Here is a 26,327-nt window from a genome sequence, read left to right as displayed (position 1 = left end):
AATCGCAGTTGCATAAGCACGGGCCTGCTGCCCGGGGCAGCTACATATACACTCCCAGGTCGGTCCGCTAATCAAGTTTGCAGCGCACCAATCAATTCCCGCACGTCTTCAAGGCCCTGTTCTGTCAGGTAATTTTCTAATCCTGCGATTATCTCCATTATCGCTCCTGGGTTAACCAAGGTAGCCGTACCCACAGCCACAGCACTAGCCCCTGCCAGCAAAAACTCAATGGCATCGCGAGCCGTCATAATGCCGCCCATGCCGATTACCGGCACCTTTACGGCCCGCGCTACCCGCCAGACAGCATAAAGGGCTACTGGTTTAATAGCCGGCCCGCTCAGGCCTCCCACTATATTGGCCAGGGCCGGGCGGCGCTTTTCAATATCAATAGCCATGCCTTGGAGGGTATTAATCAGGGCTATGGCACCGGCGCCGGCATCTTCCACCGCCCTAGCTATAGCAGTAATGTCAGTGACGTTCGGGGTTAATTTAACTATCACCGGCAGGTGGGTATGTTCCTTGACTATAGCCGTCACCCGGGCCGCCATGGCCGGCACCGTACCAAAAACAATCCCTCCCTCCTTGACATTGGGGCAGGAGATATTGACCTCAAGGGCGGCAATGCCTTTTGCCTCGCTCAAGCGCGTGGCCAGCTCCGCGTACTCCTCCATGGTCCTGCCGGCAATACTGACAATGAGGGGCGGTCTATACTGGCGTAAATAGGGCAGTTTCTCCCGTAGGAAAACCTCCAGGCCGGGGTTTTGCAAGCCCACGGAGTTAAGCAGGCCGCAATAGCTTTCCATTAAGCGCGGCGGCGGGTTGCCCGGGGTAGGATGCAGGGTAATGGTCTTGACCACAAGGGCTCCCAGGCGGTTGAGATCAATAAAAGGGGCATATTCCTCGCCAAAACCAAAGGTCCCGGAGGCCGGCATTATCGGATTCTGTAAAGTTAAACCCGCCAGTTGAACTGCCAGGTTGACTTTAGGCGCCTTCACAGTTTGTTCCATTTTACCTGGTCTCCCCAATACACGGTAGCTGCATCGAAAACAGGTCCACCCGTGCATACGTTTTCATAGTATATTTTACCCTGGGCATCAAGAAGGGCTGTCACACAACCACGACAAGCCCCGAGTCCGCAGGCCATTCTTTCTTCCAAAGAAACCTCTGCCGTAATAGAAAATTTACTCGCCAGGCGGGCGAATTCCGCCATTCCGGCCCTTGGGCCACAGGCATAACAACGGTCATAAGTCCTTTCCTCGAGATAATGCTCCCATAGTTTGGTCACCGGTCCATAAAAACCTTCGCTGCCATCATCCGTAGCCACAAACAGGTTAATCTTCATAGCCTTTAAAGTTTCTAATTGATATAATCGTTCCCTGTCCTGGGCGCCATAAAAAAAGTCAACTTCATTCCCCGCCTCCAGCGCCCGCCGGGCAAGAAAAAGCAAGGGAACAATACCCAGCCCCCCTGCTACTAAAGCCACCCTTTTATTGGCCGGTAAAGTAAAACCGCGGCCGATAGGGCCCAAAATATTGATTTTTTTTCCTGCTCCCTGCCGGGCCAGCCAGGCCGTCCCGCGGCCCTTTACCTGGTACAACAGGAATAATTCTCCCCCGGCGCCGACGTCGTGGATGCTTAACGGACGCCTCAGCAGGGGGTCCAGGGTCTCTGAACAGCGAATATGGACAAATTGCCCCGGTTGCGCTGCGGCAGCAATTGCCGGGGCCTGCAGTTTTAAGAGAAAAACCTCCCGCCCAATCTGGTGCGAAGCCAGGATTTCCGCTTCCAGGTTCTGAATCAACATGGTCACCCTTTACGCAAAAATCTCTAATATATTCGTCATGGTTTTCGTTTTTCCTGCATGAAAAAGCCTGGCGGTTAAAAAAATAGCAGACACTTCGTTAACTACCACCCAAGTTTCAGATAGGTTTTCTTCCTTAAGTTATTATTGGATTATTGGCCAATCGCTACCCTGCTTGAAGCCCCAATACTTAAGTTAGTTTTTTCCTCTGAAATTATTATGGTAACTGCTACAAAAAACCCCGGCGTCACTACTAGCCGAGGCTTAAAATCTAAAGCCGGGGATATCTTTTACTCCCGGCCGCACTCGCCGGCCTCGCCCTTTAAGATGGCCAGACCATGGGGCAGGGCCGGCAATATGGCCGCCAGGTTTTCCCGCACCCCTTTGGGGCTGCCGGGCAGGTTGACGATGAGAGTCTTCCCCCGGATGCCGGCTACAGCCCGGGAGAGCATGGCCTGGGGGGTTAACTTCAGGCTTGCCGCCCGCATGGCCTCCGGCAGCCCCGGTACTTCCTTTTCGATCACATCCCGGGTGGCTTCGGGGGTAACATCCCGGGGGCTGAAGCCGGTGCCCCCGGTGGTGAGAACGAGATCGGCCCCCACCACATCGCAAAACTCCTGCAGTTTGGCGGCCAGGAGCCGGCGCTCATCAGGAACAACCTCATAGGCCACCACTTCGCCAAGATCCGCTACCATTTCCCGGATGACGGCCGCGCTCTTATCCTCCCGCTCGCCCCGGGCTCCCTTATCGCTGGCCGTAAGTATTGCTACCCGGATCACGAGGCCACCACCTCGATAGGATCACCCACCTGGACCGGCCCGCTCTCCAGGATGGCCACAAAGATGCCCTCGCGGGGCATGACGCAGTCGCCGGCCTGCTGGTAAATGGCACAGCGGCTGTGGCACTGCTTGCCGATCTGGGTGACCTCGGCCAGGACCCGGTCGCCGATTCTTAATTTCGTACCCACCGGCAGGGATACCAGATCAATACCCTCCGTCGTCAGGTTCTCGGCGAAGTCGCCGGGGCCCACTTGCAGGCCTTTAGCCTGCATTTTGGTAATGCTTTCCATGGCCAGGAGGCTCACCTGGCGGTGCCAGGGGCCAGCATGGGCGTCGCCCTCCAGGCCGTGGTTGGCAATGAGCATCCCCCGGCCAATATTCTTTTTACGCTCACCCTTACTGGCCGAGGTGCAGACGGCTACGATACGTCCCATGGTTCCTCACCTTCCCGCTGGAAGTGGCCGCTGCGGCCACCCGTTTTTTCGATTAACCTGATGTTATCGATAACCATGCCCCGCTCAACGGCTTTGCACATGTCGTAAATGGTCAAGGCGGCCACGCTGACCGCCGTCAGGGCTTCCATTTCCACCCCGGTCTGGCCGGTGGTCTTCACCCGGGCTTCAATTTCCAGGGTCCCCGTGTCCCGGTCAGGGCGGAAGTCGACGCTCACCGCGCTGATGGACAAGGGGTGGCAGAGGGGGATTAACGACCCCGTTTGCTTGGCGGCCATAATGCCGGCCACCCGGGCCACGGCCAGGACGTCACCCTTGGGCACCTGCCCCTCCAGGATGAGATCAAGGGTGTTTTTGCTCATCAGTACCCGTCCCCGGGCTACGGCCACCCGCTCGGTAACGGCCTTGGCGCCCACATCTACCATTCGTGCAGCACCTTTGGCATCAAGGTGGGTCAGGGGATTGCTCATAACAATGCCTCCATAATACACTGCTTATTTACTTTGTGCCTTTACAGATACAAACCTTTAGTGAAGGAACGACCCGCTTCCCCCCACGGACATTAACCTCACCGGAGCTTAACTTAAACCAACTCCTACTTCCCACTTCCCACCTCTCACTTCTTAAACATCAGCCGCCGATCTGGGACATGACCCGCGGCTGGCGCCAGCCGGTTTCCATATGGTGTTCGGCCGGCTTTAAGGTCACAGCCCGGGCAAAAATAGCCGCCAGTTCCGCCTCCGAAGCCCCGGCGCGTAAAGGCCCTTTGATGTCTATTTCCCCGTCCCAGTAGAGGCAGGGCCTGAGTTTCCCGTCGGCCGTCAGGCGCAGGCGGTTGCAGCGATGACAAAAGTGACTGGACATGGCGCTGATAAAGCCGATACTGCCTTTACCGCCGGCCACCTTAAAGTTAACTGCCGGCCCGTTGGTTACCAGGTCCGCTAAAGGTTCCAGGAGATAGACCCGGCTGATCCGGCTTTTAATCTCGTCCATGGATACATAACCGCCAGCAGAAGCAGCAGCCGCGCCAATGGGCATCAGTTCAATAAAGCGGATATGCAAAGGCTTTTCTTGAGCCAGTCGGGCAAAATCCAGGATCTCGTCGTCATTAAAGCCGCGGGTAACGACAACATTGAGTTTTACCGGTGTCAGGCCCACGGCCAGGGCGGCATGGATGCCCTGCCAGACGCTGCTGATATTGCCGCGGCGGGTGATATAACGGTAACGTTCTTTCTTTAATGTGTCCAGGCTGATATTCACCCGGCTCAAGCCCGCTTCTTTGAGGGGCCTGGCCAGGCCGCTCAGGAAGATGCCATTGGTGGTCAGGGAAACCTCTTTGATGGCCGGAAGTTTAGCCAGCTCCCGCACCAGGGTCACGACGTTTTTGCGCACCAGGGGCTCGCCCCCGGTGAGGCGGATGCGGTTTATCCCGGTGCTGCCGGCCACCCGCGCAATGGTGACGATCTCCTCCAGGCGGAGGATATCCTGGTGACTCTTTAAGGGCACCCCGGTAGCCGGCATACAGTAGCGGCAGCGCAGGTTGCAGCGGTCGGTTATGGCAATACGCAGGTAGTTTATCTGACGGCGAAAGGCATCTTCCACCGGTCTCCCTCTTTTCTCCGGCAAAGGCTTCTTCGTTATGCCGCTTTTTTATTCTAAATTATAGCTACCCTTGATGGTCCTGGCTCCGGTGTGGAGTTTCTTCCAGAAGGGTTTCCCGCGGCCGCAGGAGATATACCGTCACTTCCTGGCCGGCGGCAAAACCCTCGGCCAGGCGGGGTACCACCACAATACCGTCGGCCCGGGCCAGGGCCATGATGGTGCCGGCACCGCGGGAGGTCGGAATGGCCACCAGCCTGCCCCCTTCTCTTTCCAGGCGGACACGGACAAACTCCTCCCGGCCCAGGGGGGAGTAGATTTTACGGGCCAGGACGGCTTGCACCCGCTCCCGCCGGGGCGGTTCCAGGCCCTGGCGGTAATAGATAACGGGCCTGGCAAAGAGTTCCGCGCACAGGGCGGCGGATACCGGGTAGCCGGGTACGCCAATCACCGGCTTTCCATCGACTATACCCAGGATTACCGGCTTTCCGGGCCGGGTGGCGACCCCATGGGTCAACACCTGCCCCAGCTCAGCCACCAGGCGGGCGGTATAGTCCTCCCGCCCGGCCGATGAGCCGGCATTGATGAGGACCAGGTCGCTTTCCGCTACGGCCTGCACCAGGCGTTCCTTTAAGAGCTGGTAATCATCCGGGGTAATGGGGTAAACCCGGGGCTCACCCCCCCACTGTACGACCAGGCCAGCCAGCATGGTACCGTTAGACTCCAGAATCTGGCCGGGAGCCGGGTTGGGGTTTGGCGGCACCACCTCCGTCCCCGTGGGCAGGATGGCTACCCGCGGTCGCGGCCGGACGGCCACCCTCGTTACTCCGGCAGATAGGAGGCCTCCAAGGTCATAGGGGGTGAGGGCATGGCCGGCCGACACCAGCAGCTCGCCGGCCATGATGTCCTCGCCCACCGGCCGGACGTTCTGCCCTGGTACAGCCGGGCGCCTGATGACAGCCGTTGCCTTATCTTTAAAGACCACCTCTTCAATCATAATAACGGCGTCAAAGCCCTCCGGTAAGGGATCGCCCGTATCGACAAGCACTGCCTCGCGGTCCGGGGCCAGCTCCAGAGGTTCCCCCTCGCTGGCACCAAAGGTCTTTTCCGCCCGCACCGCTATCCCGTCCATGGCTGCCGCCGGGTAGTGGGGTGAGGAGATGGCGGCATAGACCGGTGCTGCCGTCACCCGGCCCAGGGCCCGGGTAACGTCTACTTCTTCAGCCGGCAGCCCCGCCAGGTAGCCATTGGACCTTAAAGATCCTAGAAATTCCTCCAGGGCCTCCTGCCATGGCCTGTTGGTGACAAAGACCTTGCGTGCCAATTACCAACCCTTCCTTCCCGGGTTTAATAGAACATAATTCCCCTCTCCGGTTCCTCTTAACGCACTATAGAAGACGGGATTAAACAAGCTACTAAATACCGGGGCACCTAAAATAATTTAACCTCTACCCTCGTACCGGCTTCCAGACCCTCTTCCTCCATGGGTATGGCTACCAGGCCGTCGGCCTGGACCATGGATGAGATCATACTCGAGCCCCCGGGTACCGGTACGGCCAGGTACCCATCCGGGCCTGCTTCCAGGCGGACGCGGATATAATCCTCGCGGCCGGGAATAGAAGTAACTGTCCGGCTTAAGATCGCCTCCACCGTCCTCCCGGCCAGATGATCGTAGCTCCCGTAGCGCAGCAGGGGTTCGATTAAGAGCCTGAAAACAACCATGGCTGAAACGGGATGGCCCGGCAGGCCCAAAATCATCTTATCGCCGGCCACTGCCGCAACGGTGGGCTTACCCGGGCGGAGGGCCACACCGTGAAAGAGGATACCCGGCTGTCCCAGGCCAGCCAGGACCTGGACGGTTAAATCGCGGGTGCCGACAGAGCTGCCGCCGGAAAGGAGCACCAGGTGGTTTTCCGTCATGGCCTTTCGTACCCCGGTTGTGAGCTCTTCCATATCATCGGGGGCAATACCGTACAGGGCGGCCTCAGCGCCACACTTCCTGACCAGTCCGGCCAGGGTGTAGGAATTAATATCCCTTACCTGGCCGGGTCCGGGATCAGCCTCGGGAGGGACGATTTCATTGCCGGTAGCCAGGATGCCCACCCGCCAGGGTTCATATACAGTCACCCGGGTTACCCCCAGACTGGCCAGCACTCCCAGGTCCTGGGGCCGCAAAGTATGGCCGGCAGGCAGGACGGTGGTACCGGCGCGCACGTCGGCACCCTGGCGCACCAGGTCCTGCCCCGGGGCCACGGGTTTAAAAACGGCGACGCAGTCCCCCTCCTGGACTTCCGTATTTTCCACCATAACCACGGCATCAGCCCCTGGGGGTATCATACTGCCAGTAGATACGGCCACCGCCTCGCCGGGGCCAACAGTGACTGCCGCCGGTTGCCCCATAGCTACCTCTCCTACCAGGTGTAAAATTACCGGTTCGCTTTCCCTGGCCCCGAAGGTATCAACTGCCCGGACGGCATATCCGTCCATGGTGGCGCGGGTAAAACCGGGAACGTCGTCCTTCGCCGTCACCGGCCGGGCCAGTTCCCGCCCCAGGGCAGCAAGCAGGGGTAAAATCACTTCCTGCCGTCCCGGCAGGGGCCAGTAGCGGGAAAGCATCCGGCGCGCTTCTGCTAGAGTTACCACCCGGAAGAGTTCCATCCATATCCCCCTGCTACTCAAAACATCCCAGCTGGCACTGGATAATCTTAATCTTTAAGTCGTCGGCAGCCTGTCCCACCTCACGCATGGGTACCTGCAAGCGGCGAGCTACTTCCTGGGCCACCGCGCAGGGCAGCTTGCCACCATGGTCAGCAGCCGCTTCTTTTACTGCTGCCCGGACGGCTTCCCGGTCAACCATAAAATATCCCTCCTAGGAAGTTCGTCTTTATATTTATTGACTTACTGGGGCCGGCCTTTATTCCCTTTTAGCCCTAAAAATTTACAGGCACCCGGAAGGGTGCCTGAAGTTACTGAAAACTCCTTTCCCATTCCGGGAGGCAGGCAGGTTTCCCCGCCTACCCCGTCGCTGCCTGGCAAGCAGGCAGGAGGCCAGCGGCCATAGCCTTAAAACCTTAGGCCCACTGGCTCGGAGATATATGCGGTTATATTGATTGTAGCATAACCAGAAGCAGGAAGCAAGTAGGAATTATGGCTTTACCTTTTACCCACCAGGGCGCAAAGCCTCTCGGTGGCGTAGTAAGCTTCCGCTCCGGTTACTATTTCCTGCGGATCGCCTCCCGTCTTATTCAGGGGCAGGAGGCCCCTCCCCCCGGCCCGGGCCACGGCTGCCGCCGGGTCTAAAGCCGCCGTATCCTCGCCCAGGTAGGTTAGAAGAAGACGGGCGGCATTGCCCCGCGTTAAAGGTTTCCGCTCGAGATAGGGCTGTAAGGCTGCAGACTTAGCGGCAACCAGATCGCCCCGGCCGGCTGCCCTTTTTAAGGCATTGGCCGTCATATAGTAAAAGCTTGCCTGGTTCACCGGGTCATCCAGCTTCCAGTCATTATTATAACCAGCAACAATAAGGCCCCACCGGTTAACAAATTTTAAACCTTCAAAGGCCCAGTGATTTTCCAGTGGGTTCTTTATATGATAATCCTTGAGATAGGCCCCCATTTTCACCAGTTTATCCTGGATGGCCTTGATGTCCCCGGGGCTGGCCGCCAGTTCCCGGAAATTTTTATTAACCTGCAGGGAATAAACGGCCGCCACCCCGGCAGCATCGCCGGTAGCCATACCTATGGGCACTACCCGGGCACTACCAGCAGCTAGGTGAGTATAGCCGGCCGAGCGCCCTACCACCAGGAGGTTGTCAACCCCCTGGGGCACCAGGGAGCGAAAGGGTATGCTGTAGACTTCCGGCCGGCCGTAGACGTAACCCGTATCCTGGGGTGAAGTCGCCTGGACATCCACCGGATAGGACCCCAGGGCGATGGCGTCGGGGAAATAGCGGTTAAAGAGGACGTCATTCAGGTCCAGCTGGTAAAGGGCCTTGATGTGGCGGGTTTCCCGGACGTAGAGTTCCGGCGCTGCCCCCAGGAGCCTGGCCCCGGCAAAACCGGGCAGCCGGGAGCGCAAGAAGTCAGTAATAGCCGGCAGTTCTTTCCGGGCCAGTTCCATGGCTTCAGTTTTGGCAGCCTCGCTCAGTCCATCGACACCAAAGATCTGCAGGGCGTTAATGAGGATGGTGCCGTCATTCTGGCGGCCGATATTTAAGCCCCGCAGCCGCAAGCGCGAGGTGGAGGGCTGGTAGGCAGCGCCAATGTCGGCAAAGCCCCAGGCGGCCCGGTCGGAAATCTTAGCGTCTTTGATCCGGCCTCCCTTGACGGCCTGCTCCAGGGCCGCCCAGTCTATCCCCCCCAGGTGAAAGACGAGGGTCACTGCCTGGCGCCGCTCTTTCTCGCCCATATCCTCGGCGCCTACCGTATAAGGAACGCCGGCCGCAGCGGCAACATCGGCATCCTGGGTAGCGTCGATGATCCGGCCGGCGTAGAAGGTTATTTCCTGGCCGTCCTTGACGGCTCTGATGCCGATCAGTTTATTGCCCTCCAGGATGGGCGCTTTAAAAGCAGTATTCAGGCTTAAAGCCAGGTTGGGGTAACGCTCCACCATGTCCAGGAAGACCTTTTTGGCCACGGTGACATCAAAAACGCTGCCCCCTACCTGGCGGTAGAAATCAAGAAAAGTACCGCGGGTCAGCAGTTCGTGTTTCGGCCCGTAATTCATGTCAATAAAGTTGAGCCAGCCATAGGTAAAAAGGCCGCCCAGGCCGTCGCGCCTTTCCATCAGCAGGACCTTGGCCCCCTGGCGAGCGGCAGAGATAGCCGCAGCGACACCTTCCGGTTGCCCACCTACCACTAGTACGTCGTAACTCGCCCCGGCAACCGGCGGCGGCGCCGGCGGAAAAGCAGCCGGGTCGGGTGCCTGTTGGGCAACTACCTGCCCGGCCCAGGCCCGCCATATGGTTAAATAATACCTGGCCCGCTCAAAAGCAGCTACCCGACCTGGCCAGAGGCGCCACCCCGCCAGGGTTGCTAAAAGTATAATAAAGCTTAAAAAAAGATACAGTTTCTTTTTGCCCGACATTTACTCATTTCCTCACCATATTCTTGACGTTCTTTGCAGAATCTCCTCCATTGCTCCAGGGACTTGCCTGCCGCTGCCCTATGCATGGGTTTTAGTCCGAGGGAAAACAGGCCAGCTTACTCGGGGATCACCGCCTGGAACCGGTAGTGGGGATCCTGCAGGCCCTCCTTGAAGGCCGCCTTGCTCCCCGGGGAAGAATCCAGGTTATAAAGCCACTTGCCGTCCACCTGGTTAAACCACACGGCAATCTTAATATTGGGGTAGTATAGCGCCAGGCTCCGGAAACATTCCCGTATCCAGGCCGCCTTGTCGCCGCCCACTTCGTTACTGGAGAACTCAGTAATCATGAAGGGCTTCTTCCCGAAATAATACATATACTCGCGGTACAGGGGCGCATAGATTTCATTAAACCCGCGCCAGGTGTCGGCGGCATGGCTGGTGCCGTTGTTGTAGCCCGTCAGGCCGATCCAGTCCACGGTTTGATCCCCCGGGTAATAAAGCAGGTAATTATTCCATTTAAAGTTGGGAAAGGAGCGGTCGTGGGGGTTAAAGACAAAAAGGACATTATTCGCCCCCTCCGCCTGGAAGAGGCGATAGACATGCTTCCAGGCCATTTTAAAAATGTCCGGATCCTTGCCGTAGTACCAGGCCGACCAGGTGGACCAGTCGCCGTTCATCTCGTTGCCGAAACGGACGAAAACGGGGTCTTCCAGGGCTTTAAACTGCCGCGCCCATTCCCGTAAAATATGGTCATACCTGCCCTGAATGAGGTCAATGAGGGAGGTATCATTTTTTTTGCCGTACCACCAGGGCTGCAGGGCAACCATCATCACACGGTTATCGTCGTAGATTTTCTGTAATTCTTTAAAGTTGAAGCGGGTATCAAAGGCGGCATAAGTAATGAGAAATTGAAATTTAAAGTCCAGCTCTTTTTCCAGGGGCAGGAGCTTTTCAAAATACTCCAGGCGCCCCGGCTTGTGAGGGTTAAGGATGCCCCACAGGGTTTTATCCGCCGGGATCACCAGGCGGTGACGCCGGCCTTCGATTGCGATATCCCGCTGGACCGGCGGGGCTGCCGGCAGGGCAGGTACACCTTGCGGCGGCAGGGGGTTAAAGCTCTGAATAATCCGGTTTAAATCCCGCACTGCGGCCGTAAAATTGGCCTGGTTGCTTTTGAGCATAAAGGTATAGACGGTTTTGCCGGCGACCAGGTCATACTCGCGGTAGCAGTTGAGATCGCCGGCGCCCAGTTGCTGCCGCGTCCATTCAAACTGCCAGGTATGGTAGCCCCGGATATTTAACTGCTGCTGGCCCTGGAGCTTAATGCTGCCCCATCCCTCCTGGAGGCTGCGGTTGCTGTAAAGGACGTATTCCTCGGCGCTGATTTTCCCTAAAGGCTGGGCGAAGATAGATAATTTGGCGTAACCGGGTTTGGTCAGGATGGTTGCTACCCCCGGGATAATCTCCTGCTGCCAGTCGACAGGATAGTTTAAACTGAAACCATCATATGTATTTACTAGTTCCTGCCATTCCTGAGTATCATTATCTACCGGGGTCATGCTCAAGTTACCGGGGAAATTGCCGGCAACCTGCGGCTGTTGCTGCAGGCGCCCGCTACCCAGGGCCAGGAGAAAAAGAACCAGGAAAACAAGCCAGGTCCACTTGCGCACCGGTTTTCTTCCTTTCGGGGAGTGTTACCCGCACCGGCCGCCAGCCCATCATATCCTCAGGGCTCAATAATTCCCGCCTCGGTGATAACCATATCCACCGGCCGGTCATGGGGCTCGGGATACACGTCGGGTACAATTTGCTCGGTAAAGGCCAGGGCGATAGTCATGGCGCCGGGCCTTAAGGTTGCCAGGAAACGGTCATAATAGCCGGCGCCGTAGCCCAGACGGTTGCCGCCCCTGTCGAAGGCCACCCCGGGTACGATGACCAGGTCGATGAGTTCAGGTTCCAGGGGGCGTAAGCTTTCCGGCCTGGGTTCCAGGATACCCCAGGTACCGGGCTGCAAATCGTCCGGGAAAGCCAGGACTTCCGAAGCAATAAGGCGCCGCCCATCCCGGACGCATAGGGGAACGGCCACCCGTTTTCCCCCGGCCAGGGCCGCTTTAATCAGGGCAGGGGTAGCCACTTCACTGCCAAAGGAAACATAACTCATAATTATGCCGGCCTGCTGCCAGGCAGGTAGTTCCAAGATTTTTTTAACGATAATCTCGCTTTTAGCTTCCCTGACTGCTGTTGCCAGGGCATTACGCCTGGCTATAATTTGCTTCCTTAACTGCTTTTTCAAGTTCACATCCCCCCGGCTCGGCCGTTCCGGCTTAGATGATTAGACATAAAGATGGCAGATTCCTTCCATGTCTCTAAGAAAACAGTCCCAGGACATCTTTATAAAAATATTGCCCCAGCCTGTATCCACAATCTTTCCACATGTTAACCCCTTGAAAATCAAGCCTTCCAGCCAGTTATCCACATTTAGTGAATAACTTGCGACGGGGAGGATTTTAAATTTATCCACAGCAAAGGAAGCCTTAATTCCAGGTTAATCACAGGTTTATACACATTATCCACAGGTCAAATCGTCCACAAAAACAGCCGTTCAGGTCCCAAAATGGTCCCGGCACGGTCCGGGAGTCTGTTAATACAGTGGTAAATCGGGGATAGCGTTTAAATCCAGGGGGGCAAAATCCCGCCGCAGGTACTGGTAGTAGGCGGCGCAGGCGATCATGGCGGCATTATCGGTGCACAAATCAGGCGACGGGCAAAAAACGGGTAAACCTGCTTCCCGGGCTGCTGCCGCCAGCTCCCGGCGTAAGAAACCGTTGGCTGCCACACCCCCGGCCAGGAGGATGGAGCGGGCGGCAAAACGCCTGGCTGCCTGGACGGTTTTGGCCACCAGCACTTCTACCACCGCCGCCTGGAAGCTGGCCGCTACATCGGCGCGCTTAACCTCCATCCCGACCTGCCGGGCATGGTGGAGGTAATTGATTACCGCTGACTTCAGGCCGCTGAAGCTGAAGTCCAGGCTGCCTTCTTCCAGCCAGGCCCGGGGGAAATTGATGGCCCGGGGATTGCCCTCCCGGGCCAGCTTTTCTAGCTCAGGACCACCCGGGTAAGGCAGGCCCAGTACCCGGGCCACTTTGTCAAAGGCTTCCCCGGCGGCGTCGTCCCGGGTAGTCCCCAGGATGCGCCGGCAGGTATGGCTTTCCAGGTACACCAGGCTGGTATGGCCGCCGGATACTACCAGGCAGGCGGCCGGCAGGGGCAAATGGGGATACTGCAAAAAGCCGGCATAGATGTGGCCCAGCAGGTGGTGGACGCCGATGAGGGGTTTATCAAGGGCATAGGCCAGGCTTTTGGCGTAGGCCAGGCCTACCAGCAAAGCCCCCACCAGGCCGGGCCCGTACGTAACTGCCACGGCATCCAGGTCGGTGAAGGACAGGCCGGAAGTAGCCAGGGCTTCGGCCACCACCGGGACGATATTTTCCACGTGATGCCGGGAAGCTATCTCCGGCACTACCCCGCCAAAGCGGCGGTGGGTAGCGATCTGGGAAGCAACGATGTTGGCCCGTACCTCAGTACCATTGATAACGACAGCTGCTGCCGTCTCGTCACAGGAAGTTTCGATGGCCAGAATAGTGGTTGCTGGTTCCACTGCCATTCTCCTCAAAGAAATGTTTCCACATTATAATGGCGTCTTCGCGGTTGTCGTTATAATAACCTTTACGGATCCCGGCGCGGGCAAAGCCCAGACGTTCATAAAGGCGCTGGGCCGGCCGGTTGGAAACCCGTACCTCGAGAGTCATCCTGTCGGCGCCCAGGCGCACGGCCTCCTGCATCAGGACCTTGAGGAGCAGCTCCCCCAGGCGCCGGCCGCGGTACCGGGGGTGGACAGCCACATTGGTAATGTGAGCTTCATCAAGGATAATCCACATCCCAGCATAGCCAATAACCTGCCGTCCGGCCAGGGCTACATAATAATAGGCAAAATTATTGTTATATATTTCATTTAAGAAGGAATGGCGCGTCCAGGGGGTAGAAAAGGATACCCTTTCAATGGCCAGCACCCCATCCAGGTATTCGCTGGTCATGGGCAGGATTTGCACTTCGACCGGACCTGCCTCTCCGCCGGTGAGGGGCGGAGATAGAGTGGCTTTAACTGGAAAAGGTTGTCTGCCTGCCCGGCCAGGAGGCGTTCCCGGCCCAACCTGGCTATTTGCGCCGCCCGCGGCAGGGCGCTGGTGGAGGGAAGAAAGCGGGCCCTGGGTCCCAGCTGCTGCCATACTTCCCGGTATGGTGCTACTCCATCGCCTAAAAAATAGACCGGCATAGTGTACGATTTTAATGATTCGACTAGCAAGCAAGGATCCACGGCCTGATATGGTGTTAAACGGCATAATTCTCCCTCCTGCCAGCGGTAAAGGGCCGTATATACCTCCTGGCGGCGCGCATAGAGTACCGGGCAGACCAGCCCCGGTACCTCCCAGGCGTTCCAGGCCAGGCCATCCAGGGTGGGAATACCGGCCACCGGCTTTCGCGCCGCGTGGGCCAGGCCTTTGACTGTGGCCAGGCCAATCCGTAAACCTGTAAAGGACCCCGGCCCCAGGGCCACGGCCAGGCCGTCAAGATCGGCCAGTTTCACCCCCGCTTCACGGAGCAGGGCAGCGATCATGGGTAACAGGCGCTGGGAGTGGTTTTTGCGGGTATTGAAAAACAATTCGGCTACCAGCCGGTCGCCATCGATTAAAGCCACCCCGGCAACCTGGGTGGCACTGTCAAGCCCCAGGACCAGCAATTTGCTTCAGCTCCTCCAGGATACGGAGATAACGTTGCCCCCGGGCCGTCAGGGTAGCGCGCCGGCCTGCCGTGAGGTCATACTCCAGGCAAACCTCCAGGTACTCCGGGGGTAAAAGTTCCCCCAGACGCTCCCCCCACTCAATCACCGTCACTCCCTGGCCGTACAAATACTCCTCCAGTCCCAGCTCCAGGGCAGCCCCCGGGTCCTCCAGGCGATAAACATCAATATGGTAAAAGGGAAGGCGGCCCTGGTGTTCCTGAATCAGGGTAAAGGTGGGACTGGTAACCTTACCGGTCACTCCCAGGCCCTGGGCCAGGCCCTGGGCCAGGGTGGTCTTGCCGGCTCCCAGCTCGCCGGTGAGGATTATAACATCGCCCGGGTTTAAAAGCCGGCCCAGGATCCGGCCCAGTTCCCCGGTGGCCTCGGCATTCTTTAACCATATTTGCACAGTCGTCACCGTTCATTCATTCCTGTTTTAATACCGCCCGTTCATTCTTCAAACTCCAGGGACAGTTGTTCCGCCTGCAAGGCGCGGTAAACGTCCCGCAAGCTTTTAAAATCCTCCCAGACCGGCCGTTTTTTAGCAGCATCCCTGAGCAGGGCTGCAGGGTGAAAGGTGGGCAGGTAACGAATACCATCCCGGGCAATCCACCGGCCCCGCAACCGGGTGATGCTGGCCCCGGGGGCAATTAAAGTTTGGGTGGCCACAGCCCCCAGGCAGACGACAATTTTAGGTTTAATAAGTTTAATCTGGGCCTCCAGAATGGGCCGGCAAGCCTGTACTTCAGCGGGAACCGGCTGGCGGTTGCCCGGCGGCCGGCATTTAACGACATTGGTTATATATAATTCTTCCCGTTTAAAGCCGGCAGCAACCAGGATGCGGTCGAGAAGCTCTCCGGCAGGCCCGACAAAGGGTCGGCCCAGTTCGTCTTCCCGGGCGCCAGGGCCCTCCCCCACCAGCATTAAGCCGGCCCGGGGGTTACCCTCACCAAAAACCACCTTTCTGGCCCCCTGCCTTAAGCTGCATCCCCGGCAGGCCAGGGCCTTCTGGCGCAGGGTTTCCAGGTCCATAAGCAACACCCAAAACCTTACTTCTACCTTTACGGCGATAATCCTGCCTGGTAATTACTTTCCCTGGCCGGCCTGGCACGGCCGCATAACATCTTGATACGCTAGTTCCGGGCCCGCCTGACGGCGGCCAGCAATTCCTTAGCGGCCGCAGCAACGTCCGGGGCACCGATCACCGCTGAGACGACGGCCACGCCGTCAGCTCCAGCTGCAATGACATCGGCGGCGTTGCTGGTGTTGATGCCGCCTATGGCGACAACAGGGATGGTGACTGCAGCCCGGATGGCCTTTAACCCCGCCAGGCCGATGGGTTCGCCGGCATCCCCTTTACTTTTAGTAGCGTAGATGCTGCCAACACCCAGGTAATCCGCACCGTCCGCAACCGCCTGCCGGGCCTCAGCCACCGTACCCGTTGATACCCCCAGGATTTTTCCCGGGCCCAGAAGCTCCCTGGCTACCCTGGCCGGTAAATCCTCCTGGCCGAGATGGACGCCATCAGCCTCTACCGCCAGGGCTATATCCAGGCGATCGTTTATGATAAAGGTAGCCCCGGCAGCGCGGGTAAGCTCCCGGATCTCCCGGCCCAGCTCTACCAGCTCCCGGGCCGGCAGGTCTTTCTCCCGCAGCTGGATGGCCGTCGCCCCGCCGGCCAGGGACTGGCGTACCAGTTCCAGGGTCGGCCGACCCCCTCCCAGTTCAGTAGTAATGATGACGTACAGGTCCCATGGAGCCATGACATTGTCCTCCTCCAAAAAGTATAAAAGCCACCTACCTAGGTATGCAGGCGGCTTTATACTTCGTTATTACCGGGCCACTTTCCTGCCTGTAGGTTCCGCGTCGGGTAAAGCAACCTTTACCTTAGCCTTTAATTCGTCCAAGTCAAAGGGTTTGTAGATAAAGTCGCTGGCTCCCAGGCGCCAGACTTCCGACAGCGCCATCCCATCAACGTAAGCCGACATGATGATGACTGCCGTCTGCGGCGCCAGGGCCTTGATCCGCGGCAAGGCTTCCAGCCCGCTCATGATGGGCATCCTGACATCCATCACTACTACATCTGGTCGCCAGCGTTCCACCTGGCGCAGGGCATCTTTCCCGTTAACTGCTGTTGCCACTTGATAGCCTTCTTCCTGGAAAGCAAGCTGCAATAAGGCACGGACACCCCGCTGGTCATCAACGATGAGTATCCTTGGCACGACCTATGCATCCTCCGGAATTACCTGGAAAATCATTCTCCTATGTTTTTTATTCGACATGCAATGACCAATTCCTTGCAACTTATGTAAAAAATATGTAAGAAAACGTTATCCTAAAAGTTGCTCAATAAAATATTCAAACAACTGTTTCTGCCGCTGGTCATGACAATACAAATCCTCAGGGTGCCACTGGACACCAATTACCATTGCCTTCCCTTCCCCTTCCAGGGCTTCAATTAGGCCATCAGGAGCCACGGCACTTACCCTTAAACCCTTACCCACCCGGCGGACTGCCTGGTGGTGCAGGCTGTTGACTCGTGTCGCTACCCCCAAAATTCTTACCAGCCGGGTGCCGGGTAGAACCTTAATATCGTGGCTTGGTTCCTCCCTGGGCCCGGCCTGGGTGTGCTCCAGGGCATCTGGAACTTCTGTTTTGATATCCTGGTACAGGTCACCTCCGGCAGCCACATTGAGCACCTGGATGCCCCGACAAATAGCAAGTACCGGCTTACCGGCCGCCAGGGCGGCCCGGGTCAGGGCCAGCTCAAAGGCATCCCGTTCCGGGATGACTTTATACAGCCTGGCTTGCGGCCGGGCGTTAAAAAAAGACGGCTCAATATCACCGCCACCTGTTAAAAGCAAGCCATCGATGATTGCCAGGTAACCTGCTGCCAGTTCCGGGTTTACCGGCGGTAAGAGTACCGGCAAGCCCCCGGCGACTGTAATAGCCTGGAGATAGGTCGCCCGCAAGAAAGCGCGTTCCCGGCCGCGCTCCAGGTCACAGGTAACCCCTATTCTTGGCGCAGCCATAGTTCTCCCCCCGTAACTCGCCCTCTCCAAAAACTATATCTCTATCAAGCCCAGGCTGATCTCTATGGCCCGGTTGACCTTTTCCAGGGTTTCTTCATCAAGGACGGCTACCTTTTGCTTGAGGCGGCTTTTATCAATAGTACGGATTTGTTCCAGAAGGATAACCGAATCCCGCTCCAGGCCGCTCCTGGCAGCGCTGATTTCCACGTGGGTGGGTAATTTTGCCTTGGCGATCTGAGACGTGATAGCGGCAACGATGGTGGTAGGACTGTACTGATTGCCGATGTCATTCTGGATGATAAGTACCGGCCGGGTTCCTCCTTGTTCGGAACCGACCACCGGATTTAGATGGGCATAAAAAACGTCTCCACGCCGAACCAGCATTTTATTTACACTCCGCCAGTCTATCATCATCGTAGTATTTCTGGGCTTCATTTTCTACATCATAGTGTTCCACCGCAAGGGCCAGATTGATTGACGCCATTTCCTGGTATCCCCGTTTCATTTGCTCCCGGATATCGCGGCGTTTACGCTCTGTAATATATAATTTCATGGCTTCGCGAATAAATTCACTCCTATTACGCCTTTCCAGGGTCGCCAGGCCGTCGACCTCGGCCAGGAGGCTTTCCGGTAGACTGATCATGATCCGTTTGACACCCGGCAAGAAAAGGCACCTCCTACTGGGAAGTAGCAACTTAAGGTCAGACAGGGGTTACGGCCTATAAACACTTTATATTGCTGTCATGATATAACCAATTATAGCGGTAAAGGATTACCAGCGCAAGGCCGGGAGAAATCATTTCAACGGCCATTTTTTAACTTTGGTTATATACCCGCGGTACCCTCCCGGAAATCAGGCAAAGAATTTCATAGTTTATCGTTCCCATCCAGGCAGCCACTTCCTCCACCGGCAGATACTGTTCCCCCTGGTGGCCGAACAGGACTACTTCATCGCCGGTGCTGGCTTCCGGGACAGCCGTAACATCTATCATACACTGATCCATGCAGACCCGGCCGATAACCGGCGCCCGACGGCCCCGGATTAATACTTCCGCCCGGTTGGAAAGGAGACGCGAGTAGCCGTCGGCGTAGCCCACCGGCAAAGTTGCTATCCTGGCGGGGGCAGGCGTACAGTAGGTGCAACCATAGCTAATATACGTCCCGGCCGGCACCTCCTTTACCAGAACGACCCTGGTCTTTAAAGTCATGGCCGGACGTAAATCCAGGCGCTCCCTCCGAACCTCCGGGGAAGGATAATGGCCATAAAGAATAATACCCGCCCGCACCAGGTTGAAATGGGTTTCCGGCAGGTCGATTATGGCCCCGCTGTTGGCCGCATGGCGCCAGGGGAAGGTTATGCCCTGTTGCTCCAGGTCGGTAATTACCCTTTGAAACAGGGCCAGTTGCCGCCTGGTATAGGTTTTATCGGCTGCATCGGCAGCGGCAAAATGGGTGAATATACCTTCCAGCCGGACGTGGGGCAACCTGGCTATGGCCAGAGCCTCAGCTACGGCCCGGTCAGGCAAAAAACCCAGCCGTCCCATGCCGGTATCAATTTTTAAATGCAGCCGCGCCCGGGTACCGGCAGCAGCGGCGGCTGCATTCAAGACCCGGGCCTGTTCCAGGCTGAAGACCGTCTGGGACAGGTCCGCGGCCACCACCCGGCCGGCATCTTCGGCCGGGGTATAGCCTAAAATAAGCAGAGGGGCTGTAATCCCCTCCTCCCGTAACGCCAGGGCTTCATCCAGCGTGGCTACCCCCAACCATGTGACCCCGCTCGCCAGGGCCGTCCTGGCTACCGGCACGGCCCCGTGGCCGTAAGCGTTGGCTTTAACAATAGCCATGATCTCTGTTTGTGGGGCTAATATTTTTTTAATGGCGCGGACATTGTGGGCGATGGCATCCAAATCAATCTCGGCCCAAACCGGCCGTGACACCGGCCTCCACCTCCAAATTGCGGCAAACCGCTGGTAAAAAGTTTAACAAATCTCCCGCCAGGAGAGCATACTGGCCCAGGCTGGCCCGCGCCTCGTCCCCGGCCGCTCCATGCAAGAAGGCCCCCAGGGCCGCGGCCACCCCTGGCTCCAGCCCCTGGGCCATAAGGCCAGCGATAATCCCCGTCAGGACATCGCCGCTGCCGGCAGTAGCCATGCCGGGATTTCCCGTAGGATTAATGTAGGCCTGCCCGTCGGGCCAGGCGATGATGGTGCGGGCACCTTTAAGGACGAGGACCACCTGCCATTCCCGGGCGTACTTCCTGGCTATCTCCAGGCGATCTTCCTGGACTCTGGCCGCCGTTGTCCCCACCAGGCGCGCCATCTCCCCCGGATGGGGTGTTAGAACCAGGGGACCGTGATCACCGGTAAGGATGCTGGTATCTGTTGCCAGGGCATTGAGGGCATCGGCATCGACCACCGCCGGAACCTTAAGGCGGGGTAGGAGCTCCTTTACCAGTTCCATTGTTGCCGGGTCCCGGGAAAGGCCGGGACCAAGGGCCAGGACGTCACATTGCGCCAGGCGCTCCAGGATGGGGTCCAGGGCCTCACGGCTTAAATATCCGCCCGGTGTTTCCGGCAGGGAACAGGTCATGACTTCCGTCGTTTTCATTTCCAGAATGGTATGGACACCCTGCGGTACGGCCGCCGTTACCAGGCCGGCCCCGGCCCTTAAAGCTGCCGCGGCCGCCAGGGTAATAGCCCCGGTCAGGCCCGGTGAACCGCCCACGGCCAGGACATGGCCGTAAAGGCCCTTGTGACTGCTGGCATCCCGTTTGGGCAAGCGGGAACGGCACCAGGCCGTTGTCAGCAGGTGCAGGTTAAAACGCTGGCTGTCAATGAGTTTCTGGGGGATGCCTATGTCGGCCACTTCCAGGCGGCCGGCGTAGCTCGCCCCCGGCTCGACGGCCAGCCCCAGTTTGGGCAGGGCAAAGGTTACGGTCCAGGTAGCCTGAATGCAGGGGCCAAAAGCCCGGCCGGTATCTGCTTCCAGGCCGGAGGGCAGGTCAACGGCCACTGTCACCCGGTGGGCTTTATTGATCATGGTGATGACGGCTGCCGGCAAGCCCATGGCCGCTCCTTTAAAACCGGTACCAAAAATGGCGTCTACCACCAGGTCGGCATAAAGGAGGGCGATGTCAGCCCGCTGGAGGTGGCTTTCCCCCAGGATTGGGTAGAGCCTGCCGCCCATCTTCTGGTAAATTTCTAAATTTGTCCGGGCATCACCCCGCAAGTCCTCCGGCCGGGCAAGAAGGAAGACCTTAACCTCCGCCCCCTGGTTTAACAGATGGCGGGCCACCACCAGGCCGTCGCCACCGTTATTGCCTTTGCCGCAGAAGATTAATACCCGGCGGTTCTTCACCCGGTCTTGAAAATGGCGCCGGATGGATTCCACGACCCTCAAGCCAGCATTTTCCATGAGCACAATGCTGGGTACCAGGTACTCGCTGGAAGCCAGGCGGTCCAGCTGCCCCATTTCCGCGGCCGTTACCAGATACATAACCATCCCTCTTCCGAAAATAGGGTTCTGCTAAAAATGGTACCTTCTGGTGGGGATATGTCCCTCCGCCGCTCAGGAGTTACGCGCCGACAGGACTACGGCTCGGTTCGGACCGCTGCTCGTCGCCTGCGGATTGCCAATGAAAAGGCTTCCTGCTCCGCTGGCCTAAATCCTTCTATGAGGTCACGCTATATTCCTCGCCAAGGCACGCTCAGGCGTCCTCGGCGTCGGCAGCGGTTCCCTCACCTCGCCTGTCCTTTTGACCTTCGCTCCACTATTCGCGGCTCCGGGACATATCCCCACCCATATCGTCGTCGAAGCTTTCGGCTTCGCGTGCAGGGCTATTCCGCCAAAGCCTGGGCTACTGCCGCAGCATAGGCCCGGCAGTGGGACAGACTAACGGTTACGGTGTCGGCTCCCACCTCGCGGGCCAGTTCCCCGGCCCGGCCATAGAGCACTACCCGGGGCCGCCCGCTCTCTTCCCGGCGAATCTCAATGTCCCGGAAGGAACAGCTCCCCAATCCCACCCCCAGAGCCTTCATTACCGCCTCCTTGGCGGCAAAACGGGCGGCCAGGGAAGCCCCGGGACGGTGCCGGCTCAAACAGTATTCCTGTTCCGCCGGCGTGAATAACCTGTTCATTAAACGCGGGTGGCGCTTTAAAGCCCTTTCCAGGCGCTCAATTTCAATAATGTCAATGCCAAGGCTTGCCATAATCCCATCCTAACCATTTTACTGCTGCTTAATTCCCCTTTGCTTTATTCGGCAATAATGGTGAAAAACCTCCTTGGCGGCAAAAAGTCCCTTGCCAGGTGTAAAGTTATATTCTCAACGCAACTTGAACCTCCCTGCCTACCGTTAAATCCGGCAAAACGACCTTTGGCGCCCAAAGCCTTTATTTTTCTTGCTTTCCTGTTTAAGATAGAAGCACAGGAAGGGAGTGAGAACCATGAGTAAAGACACCAGGACCATCGAAGCGCTGCTGAAGGAAAACCGCACTTTTCCTCCCCCGCCGGCCTTTGCTGCTGCAGCCAATGCCAGGGATGCCGGCTTATATAAGGAAGGCGAAGATATAGAACAATTCTGGGCCAGGGAAGCTGCTAAGCTCCACTGGTTCCGGCCCTGGGACCGGGTGCTGGAGTGGGAATATCCACTGGCCTGGTGGTTTAACGGCGGTACCCTCAACGTATCATACAACTGCCTGGACCGGCACCTGGAAACCTGGCGCCGCAATAAGGCGGCCCTTATCTGGGAAGGGGAACCGGGCGACTCTGTCGTCCTTACCTACCGTGACCTGTACCGGGAAGTCAACAAGTTCGCCGCCGTCCTTCGTTCGCTGGGAGTTAAGCGCAATGACCGGGTCACCATATATCTACCCATGATCCCGGAACTGCCCATTGCCATGCTTGCCTGCACCCGCATTGGCGCCGTCCACAACGTGGTCTTTGGCGGTTTCAGCGCCGCCGCCCTGCGGGACCGGATTAACGACATCGGCGCCAAAGTGCTGATCACCGCCGACGGCGGCTTCCGTAAAGGCAGAGTAGTTGCTTTAAAGGAACACGCCGATACCGCTTTGGCCTCTACCCCGACTATCGAGAAAGTAATTGTTACCAAACGCACCGGGGAAAGAGTAAATATGCAGCCGGGCCGGGACCTCTGGTGGCATGAACTCATGGCCGCCGCTCCTCTCTATACCCCGCCGGAACACATGGAGGCGGAAGATCCCCTCTTTATCCTCCATACCAGCGGCACCACCGGTAAACCCAAGGGAGTAGTCCATACCACGGCCGGCTACCTGGTCGGCGTTGCCACTACCTCCCGTTACGTCTTCGACCTTAAAGATGAAGACGTCTACTGGTGTACTGCCGACATCGGCTGGATTACCGGCCACAGCTATGTCGTCTACGGTCCCCTGGCCAACGGGGCCACCGTTCTTATGTATGAGGGCAGCCCCGACTATCCCCAGCCGGACCGTTGCTGGCAGATTATTGAGAAATACGGTGTTACTATTTTTTATACCGCACCTACGGCCATCCGCTCCTTTATGCGCGCCGGCCCGGTTTTCCCGGCCCGGCACGACCTCTCCTCCCTGAGGCTACTGGGAACAGTCGGTGAGCCCATTAACCCCGAAGCTTGGATGTGGTACTACAACTATATCGGCCACCGCCGCTGCCCCATTGTCGATACCTGGTGGCAGACGGAAACGGGCATGATCCTCATTGCCCCCCTGCCGGGGTTGACTCCTTTAAAACCCGGATCAGCCTGCCGGCCCTTCCCGGGGGTGGAAGCAGCGGTAGTCGACGACCGGGGCGAACCGGTACCACCGGGTAAAGGCGGCTACCTGGTTATTAAAAAACCCTGGCCGGCTATGATGCGCACCATCTTCAACGACCCCGAGCGCTATGTCAACCAGTACTGGAACCGCATCCCCGGCTGTTACTTTACCGGCGACGGCGCCCGCGTGGACGAAGACGGCTACTTCTGGCTCCTGGGCCGGGTGGATGACGTCATTAACGTCTCCGGCCACCGCATCGGCACCATGGAAGTGGAAAGCGCCCTGGTGGATCACCCTGATGTCGCCGAAGCGGCCGTCATCAGCCGGGAGCATGAAATCAAGGGGCAGGCCATAGTGGCCTTCGTCACGGTCAAGGACGGCGTCGTGGCCACTCCCGCCCTGGCCCGGGAGCTGAAGGAACATGTGGTACAAAAGATCGGCGCCATGGCCAGGCCGGAAGTTATTTTCTTCACCGCCGAATTGCCCAAGACCAGGAGCGGTAAAATCATGCGCCGCCTCCTCAGGGATATTGCCGAGGGCCGCGCCCCGGGGGACACCTCCACCCTAGCCGACCCGGCGACGGTAGCCAAGCTGAAAGCCGCTTATGCCGAGGAAGCGTAGTCCGGAGGTCAGAGGCAGGAAGGCTATGGATGGAAGCGCGGAGGAACCGGCTTTAGCCGCTTCCTCCGCGAGAAGGGAGTGCCCGTAAACAGAGGGGTTCTCCCTTTTTATATTTGGGCAGTGCCTCTGTAAATCTCCCTGATTGACAAAGAAGCCAGTTCGTTGTAGCATGGAATCAACAAAGGTTGGTGTCCGCTTTCTTAATTTTTCGTCACCTGATTGGAGGAAATAATCATGGCTTATAAATTATACCTCCTCTTTATAACATTGACCCTGGGGGAAACTATAACTGCAATCATCTTTTTTCACGCCTCACCCTTAATCACCCCCCTTATTTTTGGGGGGATCAACGCCCTGGGGTTAGGAGCTTTAAAGGCTTTGCAGGGGCCCCCGTGCTCATTAACCCAGTCCCCGGTGGAAAAAGAGGAGGAAATCGGCGGGACGGAAGGTATTTTCGCTTCCACCCTGCAAATTGCCCATGAAACCCTGCCGGTATTACGCAGGGGTTTAAATGAAGTAACGGCTGCAAAGACAGCTGAAATTATCCAGAATATCACCGAAGTCCCGGCCATAGCCATAACCGACCGCGAACACGTGCTGACCTTCCTGGGGGTAGGCTGCGACCAGCACCGGGCCGGCGACCGGATTTTAACGGAAGCCACCAAAGAAGTCATCGCCACGGGCAAGTTGAAAGTCGTGCATACCCCCCAGGGGCTCTGCTGCCCGCGGTATAACATGGGCTGTAACTGCCCTTTAAAAGCAGCCGTGATCGTTCCTTTAAAATGCCGGGAAGAAATAGTCGGCGCTTTAAAGCTCTACCAGACCCGGGAAGGGGTCTTCCCGCCCCAGATCATCCGCCTGGCCATCGGCCTGGCCGATCTTTTAAGCCTGCAAATCGAGCTGGCCGAGCTGGACCGTCAGCGCCAGCTCCTGACTGAAGCCCGGCTGGAAGCATTGAACGCCCAGATCAATCCTCACTTCTTCTTTAATACCTTGAATACCATTATCAGCTTCAGCCGTACCGACCCGGAGCGGGCCCGCCGCCTGCTGATCCGCCTGGCCAGCCTCTTCCGCCGGACCTTAAACCGCCGCGGCAGCCTGACTACTTTGCGGGAAGAGCTGGAATGTGTCCGTACCTACCTGGTCCTGGAAAAGGCCAGGTTCGGCAGCAAATTCCGTTACTTTCAGGATGTACCATTAGAACTGCTGGATTATCACATTCCCGTCCTCAGCCTGCAGCCCCTGGTAGAAAACGCCATCAACCATGGCCTGCTGCCTAAAGAGGGACCCGGGATGATCAAAATATCCGGGCGCCTGGCAGGCAATGAACTCCATTTAACCGTAAAGGATGACGGTGTCGGTATCCCACCGGAAAAGATTCCCCTGGTACTCCAGCCGGGGTACGGGTCGGGTAACGGTGTCGGTTTAAGTAATGTCAACCTGCGCTTCCAGAACCTTTACGGCCCGGATTATGGTTTGCGCCTGGAGAGCAGCGTGAACGGTACGACTGTTTTCCTGCGGGTGCCCTTTATCCGGCCGGCAGTGGTAAAAGATGCCTCAGCAAAGGAGTTGCTGGTCAATGAAGCTTAAAGCCCTGATTGTCGATGACGAATACCCTGCACGGCAGGAACTGCGCTTTATGCTCCAGGAGTTTAAAGACGTAGAAGTGGTGGGCGAAGCCACCAATGCCCGGGAGGCTTTGAATCTCGTCAGCGCCCTTGATTACACGGTGCTTTTCCTGGATATCAATATGCCCGGGATGAACGGCCTGGAACTCTCCCGGGCTATTCAAAAGCGACCCAACCCGCCCTTCATTATCTTTGTCACAGCCTATGAGGAGTACGCCCTGCAGGCATTTGAAGTCAACGCCGTCGATTATCTTTTAAAGCCCTTCGATGAAAAACGTCTGAGCCAGGCCATTGATAAAGTCCGCCGCCTGGTGGAACAGCGCCAGCAGCAGCCGGCAACTCCTGAAGCAGGTACCGGCATCGACGGCAAGGGCCGCCTCAACCGCCTGCCGGTAGAAAAAGACGGCAAGACCATCCTTCTGGATCAAAACGACCTGATTTATGCCTGCACCCAGGGGGATAATGTTTATTTAAAAACATTAAATGAACAATACCTCACCCGTTTTACCCTCAAAGAACTGGAAAACCGCCTGGATCCCCGGGTTTTCTTCCGCTGCCACCGCTGCTATATCGTCAACCTGACCAGGGTGCGGGAAATCGTTCCCTTCTTCAACGGCACCTACACCTTGATAATGGCCGACAAGCAGCAGAGCGAGGTACCGGTGAGCCGCAACCAGGCCCGCAAGCTGAAAAGCCTTCTGGGCATCAATTAAAATATTTCAAG

At 57.6% G+C, this 26,327-nt stretch carries 28 protein-coding genes and 1 riboswitch; of the genes, 3 read left to right on the top strand and 25 right to left on the bottom strand.

The genetic code is table 11. The features are described 5' to 3' along the window. Nucleotides 1-71: 71 nt before the first annotated feature. From FLZ89_RS08525 to acpS, 25 genes are all read right to left on the bottom strand, one after another. Nucleotides 72-1,007, bottom strand: coding sequence for a dihydroorotate dehydrogenase (locus FLZ89_RS08525; RefSeq protein WP_172613518.1), 936 nt, complete (start codon nucleotides 1,005-1,007; stop codon nucleotides 72-74). Further along, nucleotides 992-1,804, bottom strand: a complete 813-nt coding sequence (locus FLZ89_RS08520; protein WP_172613517.1) for a dihydroorotate dehydrogenase electron transfer subunit — start codon at nucleotides 1,802-1,804, stop codon at nucleotides 992-994. The genes FLZ89_RS08525 and FLZ89_RS08520 overlap by 16 nt, the downstream gene beginning before the upstream one ends. 287 nt (nucleotides 1,805-2,091) lie before the next feature. After that, on the bottom strand, nucleotides 2,092-2,580 hold the full coding sequence (locus FLZ89_RS08515) for a MogA/MoaB family molybdenum cofactor biosynthesis protein (RefSeq protein WP_141262928.1): 489 nt from the start codon (nucleotides 2,578-2,580) through the stop codon (nucleotides 2,092-2,094). Next, entirely contained in the window at nucleotides 2,577-3,014 is a 438-nt protein-coding gene (locus FLZ89_RS08510) for an MOSC domain-containing protein (protein WP_141262929.1), read from the bottom strand. Before FLZ89_RS08510 ends, FLZ89_RS08515 begins: the two co-directional genes overlap by 4 nt. After that, nucleotides 2,999-3,502: a cyclic pyranopterin monophosphate synthase MoaC gene (moaC, locus tag FLZ89_RS08505; RefSeq protein ID WP_141262930.1), complete on the bottom strand. Its 504-nt coding sequence runs from the start codon at nucleotides 3,500-3,502 to the stop codon at nucleotides 2,999-3,001. The genes FLZ89_RS08510 and moaC overlap by 16 nt, the downstream gene beginning before the upstream one ends. Before the next feature lie 160 nt (nucleotides 3,503-3,662). After that, nucleotides 3,663-4,634, bottom strand: coding sequence for a GTP 3',8-cyclase MoaA (gene moaA, locus FLZ89_RS08500; protein WP_141262931.1), 972 nt, complete (start codon nucleotides 4,632-4,634; stop codon nucleotides 3,663-3,665). A 64-nt stretch (nucleotides 4,635-4,698) separates the two neighbouring features. Continuing rightward, complete coding sequence (locus tag FLZ89_RS08495) at nucleotides 4,699-5,955, bottom strand: molybdenum cofactor synthesis domain-containing protein (RefSeq protein WP_141262932.1); 1,257 nt, start codon at nucleotides 5,953-5,955, stop codon at nucleotides 4,699-4,701. Nucleotides 5,956-6,062: 107 nt separating this feature from the next. Then, on the bottom strand, nucleotides 6,063-7,289 hold the full coding sequence (locus FLZ89_RS08490; protein WP_141262933.1) for a molybdopterin molybdotransferase MoeA: 1,227 nt from the start codon (nucleotides 7,287-7,289) through the stop codon (nucleotides 6,063-6,065). A gap of 13 nt (nucleotides 7,290-7,302) precedes the next feature. After that, nucleotides 7,303-7,488: a hypothetical protein gene (locus FLZ89_RS08485; RefSeq protein WP_141262934.1), complete on the bottom strand. Its 186-nt coding sequence runs from the start codon at nucleotides 7,486-7,488 to the stop codon at nucleotides 7,303-7,305. A gap of 103 nt (nucleotides 7,489-7,591) precedes the next feature. Further along, nucleotides 7,592-7,734: riboswitch (molybdenum cofactor riboswitch) on the bottom strand. Nucleotides 7,735-7,784: 50 nt separating this feature from the next. Further along, on the bottom strand, nucleotides 7,785-9,713 hold the full coding sequence (locus FLZ89_RS08480; RefSeq protein ID WP_141262935.1) for an FAD-dependent oxidoreductase: 1,929 nt from the start codon (nucleotides 9,711-9,713) through the stop codon (nucleotides 7,785-7,787). Between the two features lie 116 nt (nucleotides 9,714-9,829). Then, nucleotides 9,830-11,383: a glycoside hydrolase family 26 protein gene (locus FLZ89_RS08475; protein ID WP_141262936.1), complete on the bottom strand. Its 1,554-nt coding sequence runs from the start codon at nucleotides 11,381-11,383 to the stop codon at nucleotides 9,830-9,832. A 56-nt stretch (nucleotides 11,384-11,439) separates the two neighbouring features. Further along, nucleotides 11,440-12,006, bottom strand: coding sequence for a 5-formyltetrahydrofolate cyclo-ligase (locus FLZ89_RS08470; RefSeq protein WP_172613516.1), 567 nt, complete (start codon nucleotides 12,004-12,006; stop codon nucleotides 11,440-11,442). Nucleotides 12,007-12,354: 348 nt separating this feature from the next. After that, the gene (tsaD, locus tag FLZ89_RS08465) at nucleotides 12,355-13,371 is read right to left on the bottom strand and encodes a tRNA (adenosine(37)-N6)-threonylcarbamoyltransferase complex transferase subunit TsaD (RefSeq protein WP_373995606.1); all 1,017 of its coding nucleotides are present in this window, start codon (nucleotides 13,369-13,371) and stop codon (nucleotides 12,355-12,357) included. Then, complete coding sequence (gene rimI, locus FLZ89_RS08460) at nucleotides 13,328-13,822, bottom strand: ribosomal protein S18-alanine N-acetyltransferase (protein WP_253256437.1); 495 nt, start codon at nucleotides 13,820-13,822, stop codon at nucleotides 13,328-13,330. The genes tsaD and rimI overlap by 44 nt, the downstream gene beginning before the upstream one ends. After that, nucleotides 13,804-14,511, bottom strand: a complete 708-nt coding sequence (gene tsaB / locus FLZ89_RS08455) for a tRNA (adenosine(37)-N6)-threonylcarbamoyltransferase complex dimerization subunit type 1 TsaB (RefSeq protein ID WP_141262938.1) — start codon at nucleotides 14,509-14,511, stop codon at nucleotides 13,804-13,806. The genes rimI and tsaB overlap by 19 nt, the downstream gene beginning before the upstream one ends. Continuing rightward, nucleotides 14,492-14,971, bottom strand: a complete 480-nt coding sequence (gene tsaE / locus FLZ89_RS08450; protein ID WP_253256436.1) for a tRNA (adenosine(37)-N6)-threonylcarbamoyltransferase complex ATPase subunit type 1 TsaE — start codon at nucleotides 14,969-14,971, stop codon at nucleotides 14,492-14,494. Before tsaE ends, tsaB begins: the two co-directional genes overlap by 20 nt. Nucleotides 14,972-15,003: 32 nt before the next feature. Continuing rightward, the gene (locus FLZ89_RS08445; protein WP_141264066.1) at nucleotides 15,004-15,585 is read right to left on the bottom strand and encodes a uracil-DNA glycosylase; all 582 of its coding nucleotides are present in this window, start codon (nucleotides 15,583-15,585) and stop codon (nucleotides 15,004-15,006) included. 101 nt (nucleotides 15,586-15,686) lie between these two features. Further along, entirely contained in the window at nucleotides 15,687-16,316 is a 630-nt protein-coding gene (gene thiE, locus FLZ89_RS08440; protein ID WP_141304797.1) for a thiamine phosphate synthase, read from the bottom strand. A 69-nt stretch (nucleotides 16,317-16,385) separates the two neighbouring features. Beyond that, nucleotides 16,386-16,775, bottom strand: coding sequence for a response regulator (locus tag FLZ89_RS15685; RefSeq protein ID WP_172613515.1), 390 nt, complete (start codon nucleotides 16,773-16,775; stop codon nucleotides 16,386-16,388). A gap of 108 nt (nucleotides 16,776-16,883) precedes the next feature. Continuing rightward, nucleotides 16,884-17,585, bottom strand: coding sequence for a gamma-glutamyl-gamma-aminobutyrate hydrolase family protein (locus FLZ89_RS08430; protein ID WP_141262941.1), 702 nt, complete (start codon nucleotides 17,583-17,585; stop codon nucleotides 16,884-16,886). A gap of 33 nt (nucleotides 17,586-17,618) precedes the next feature. After that, on the bottom strand, nucleotides 17,619-17,969 hold the full coding sequence (locus tag FLZ89_RS08425; RefSeq protein ID WP_141262942.1) for a type II toxin-antitoxin system PemK/MazF family toxin: 351 nt from the start codon (nucleotides 17,967-17,969) through the stop codon (nucleotides 17,619-17,621). A 1-nt stretch (nucleotide 17,970) separates the two neighbouring features. Then, on the bottom strand, nucleotides 17,971-18,228 hold the full coding sequence (locus tag FLZ89_RS08420) for a CopG family ribbon-helix-helix protein (protein WP_172613702.1): 258 nt from the start codon (nucleotides 18,226-18,228) through the stop codon (nucleotides 17,971-17,973). A gap of 172 nt (nucleotides 18,229-18,400) precedes the next feature. After that, the gene (gene alr / locus FLZ89_RS08415) at nucleotides 18,401-19,522 is read right to left on the bottom strand and encodes an alanine racemase (RefSeq protein ID WP_141262944.1); all 1,122 of its coding nucleotides are present in this window, start codon (nucleotides 19,520-19,522) and stop codon (nucleotides 18,401-18,403) included. Beyond that, entirely contained in the window at nucleotides 19,494-21,080 is a 1,587-nt protein-coding gene (locus tag FLZ89_RS08410) for an NAD(P)H-hydrate dehydratase (RefSeq protein WP_141304796.1), read from the bottom strand. The genes alr and FLZ89_RS08410 overlap by 29 nt, the downstream gene beginning before the upstream one ends. Nucleotides 21,081-21,421: 341 nt before the next feature. Beyond that, nucleotides 21,422-21,793 carry a holo-ACP synthase gene (gene acpS / locus FLZ89_RS08405; RefSeq protein WP_141304795.1) on the bottom strand — a complete coding sequence of 124 codons (372 nt, stop codon included), beginning with the start codon at nucleotides 21,791-21,793 and terminating at the stop codon, nucleotides 21,422-21,424. Nucleotides 21,794-22,028: 235 nt separating this feature from the next. Between acpS and acs the strand changes: the two genes are divergently transcribed. The 3 genes from acs to FLZ89_RS08390 all read left to right on the top strand — a co-directional run bounded on the left by acs (nucleotide 22,029) and on the right by FLZ89_RS08390 (nucleotide 26,316). After that, nucleotides 22,029-23,975, top strand: coding sequence for an acetate--CoA ligase (acs, locus tag FLZ89_RS08400; RefSeq protein ID WP_141262950.1), 1,947 nt, complete (start codon nucleotides 22,029-22,031; stop codon nucleotides 23,973-23,975). A gap of 234 nt (nucleotides 23,976-24,209) precedes the next feature. After that, the gene (locus FLZ89_RS08395; protein WP_141304794.1) at nucleotides 24,210-25,565 is read left to right on the top strand and encodes a histidine kinase; all 1,356 of its coding nucleotides are present in this window, start codon (nucleotides 24,210-24,212) and stop codon (nucleotides 25,563-25,565) included. Next, a complete protein-coding gene (locus FLZ89_RS08390; RefSeq protein ID WP_141304793.1) occupies nucleotides 25,555-26,316 on the top strand; it encodes a LytR/AlgR family response regulator transcription factor in 762 nt (253 codons plus the stop codon). Before FLZ89_RS08395 ends, FLZ89_RS08390 begins: the two co-directional genes overlap by 11 nt. The last annotated feature ends 11 nt before the right edge of the window (nucleotides 26,317-26,327 follow it).

It is taken from the genome of Moorella sp. E306M, assembly GCF_006538385.1.
Classification (GTDB): domain Bacteria; phylum Bacillota; class DSM-521; order Neomoorellales; family Neomoorellaceae; genus Neomoorella.
Note: the sequence above shows the minus strand (reverse complement) of the source record. Positions and strands in the feature narration are given on the sequence as shown.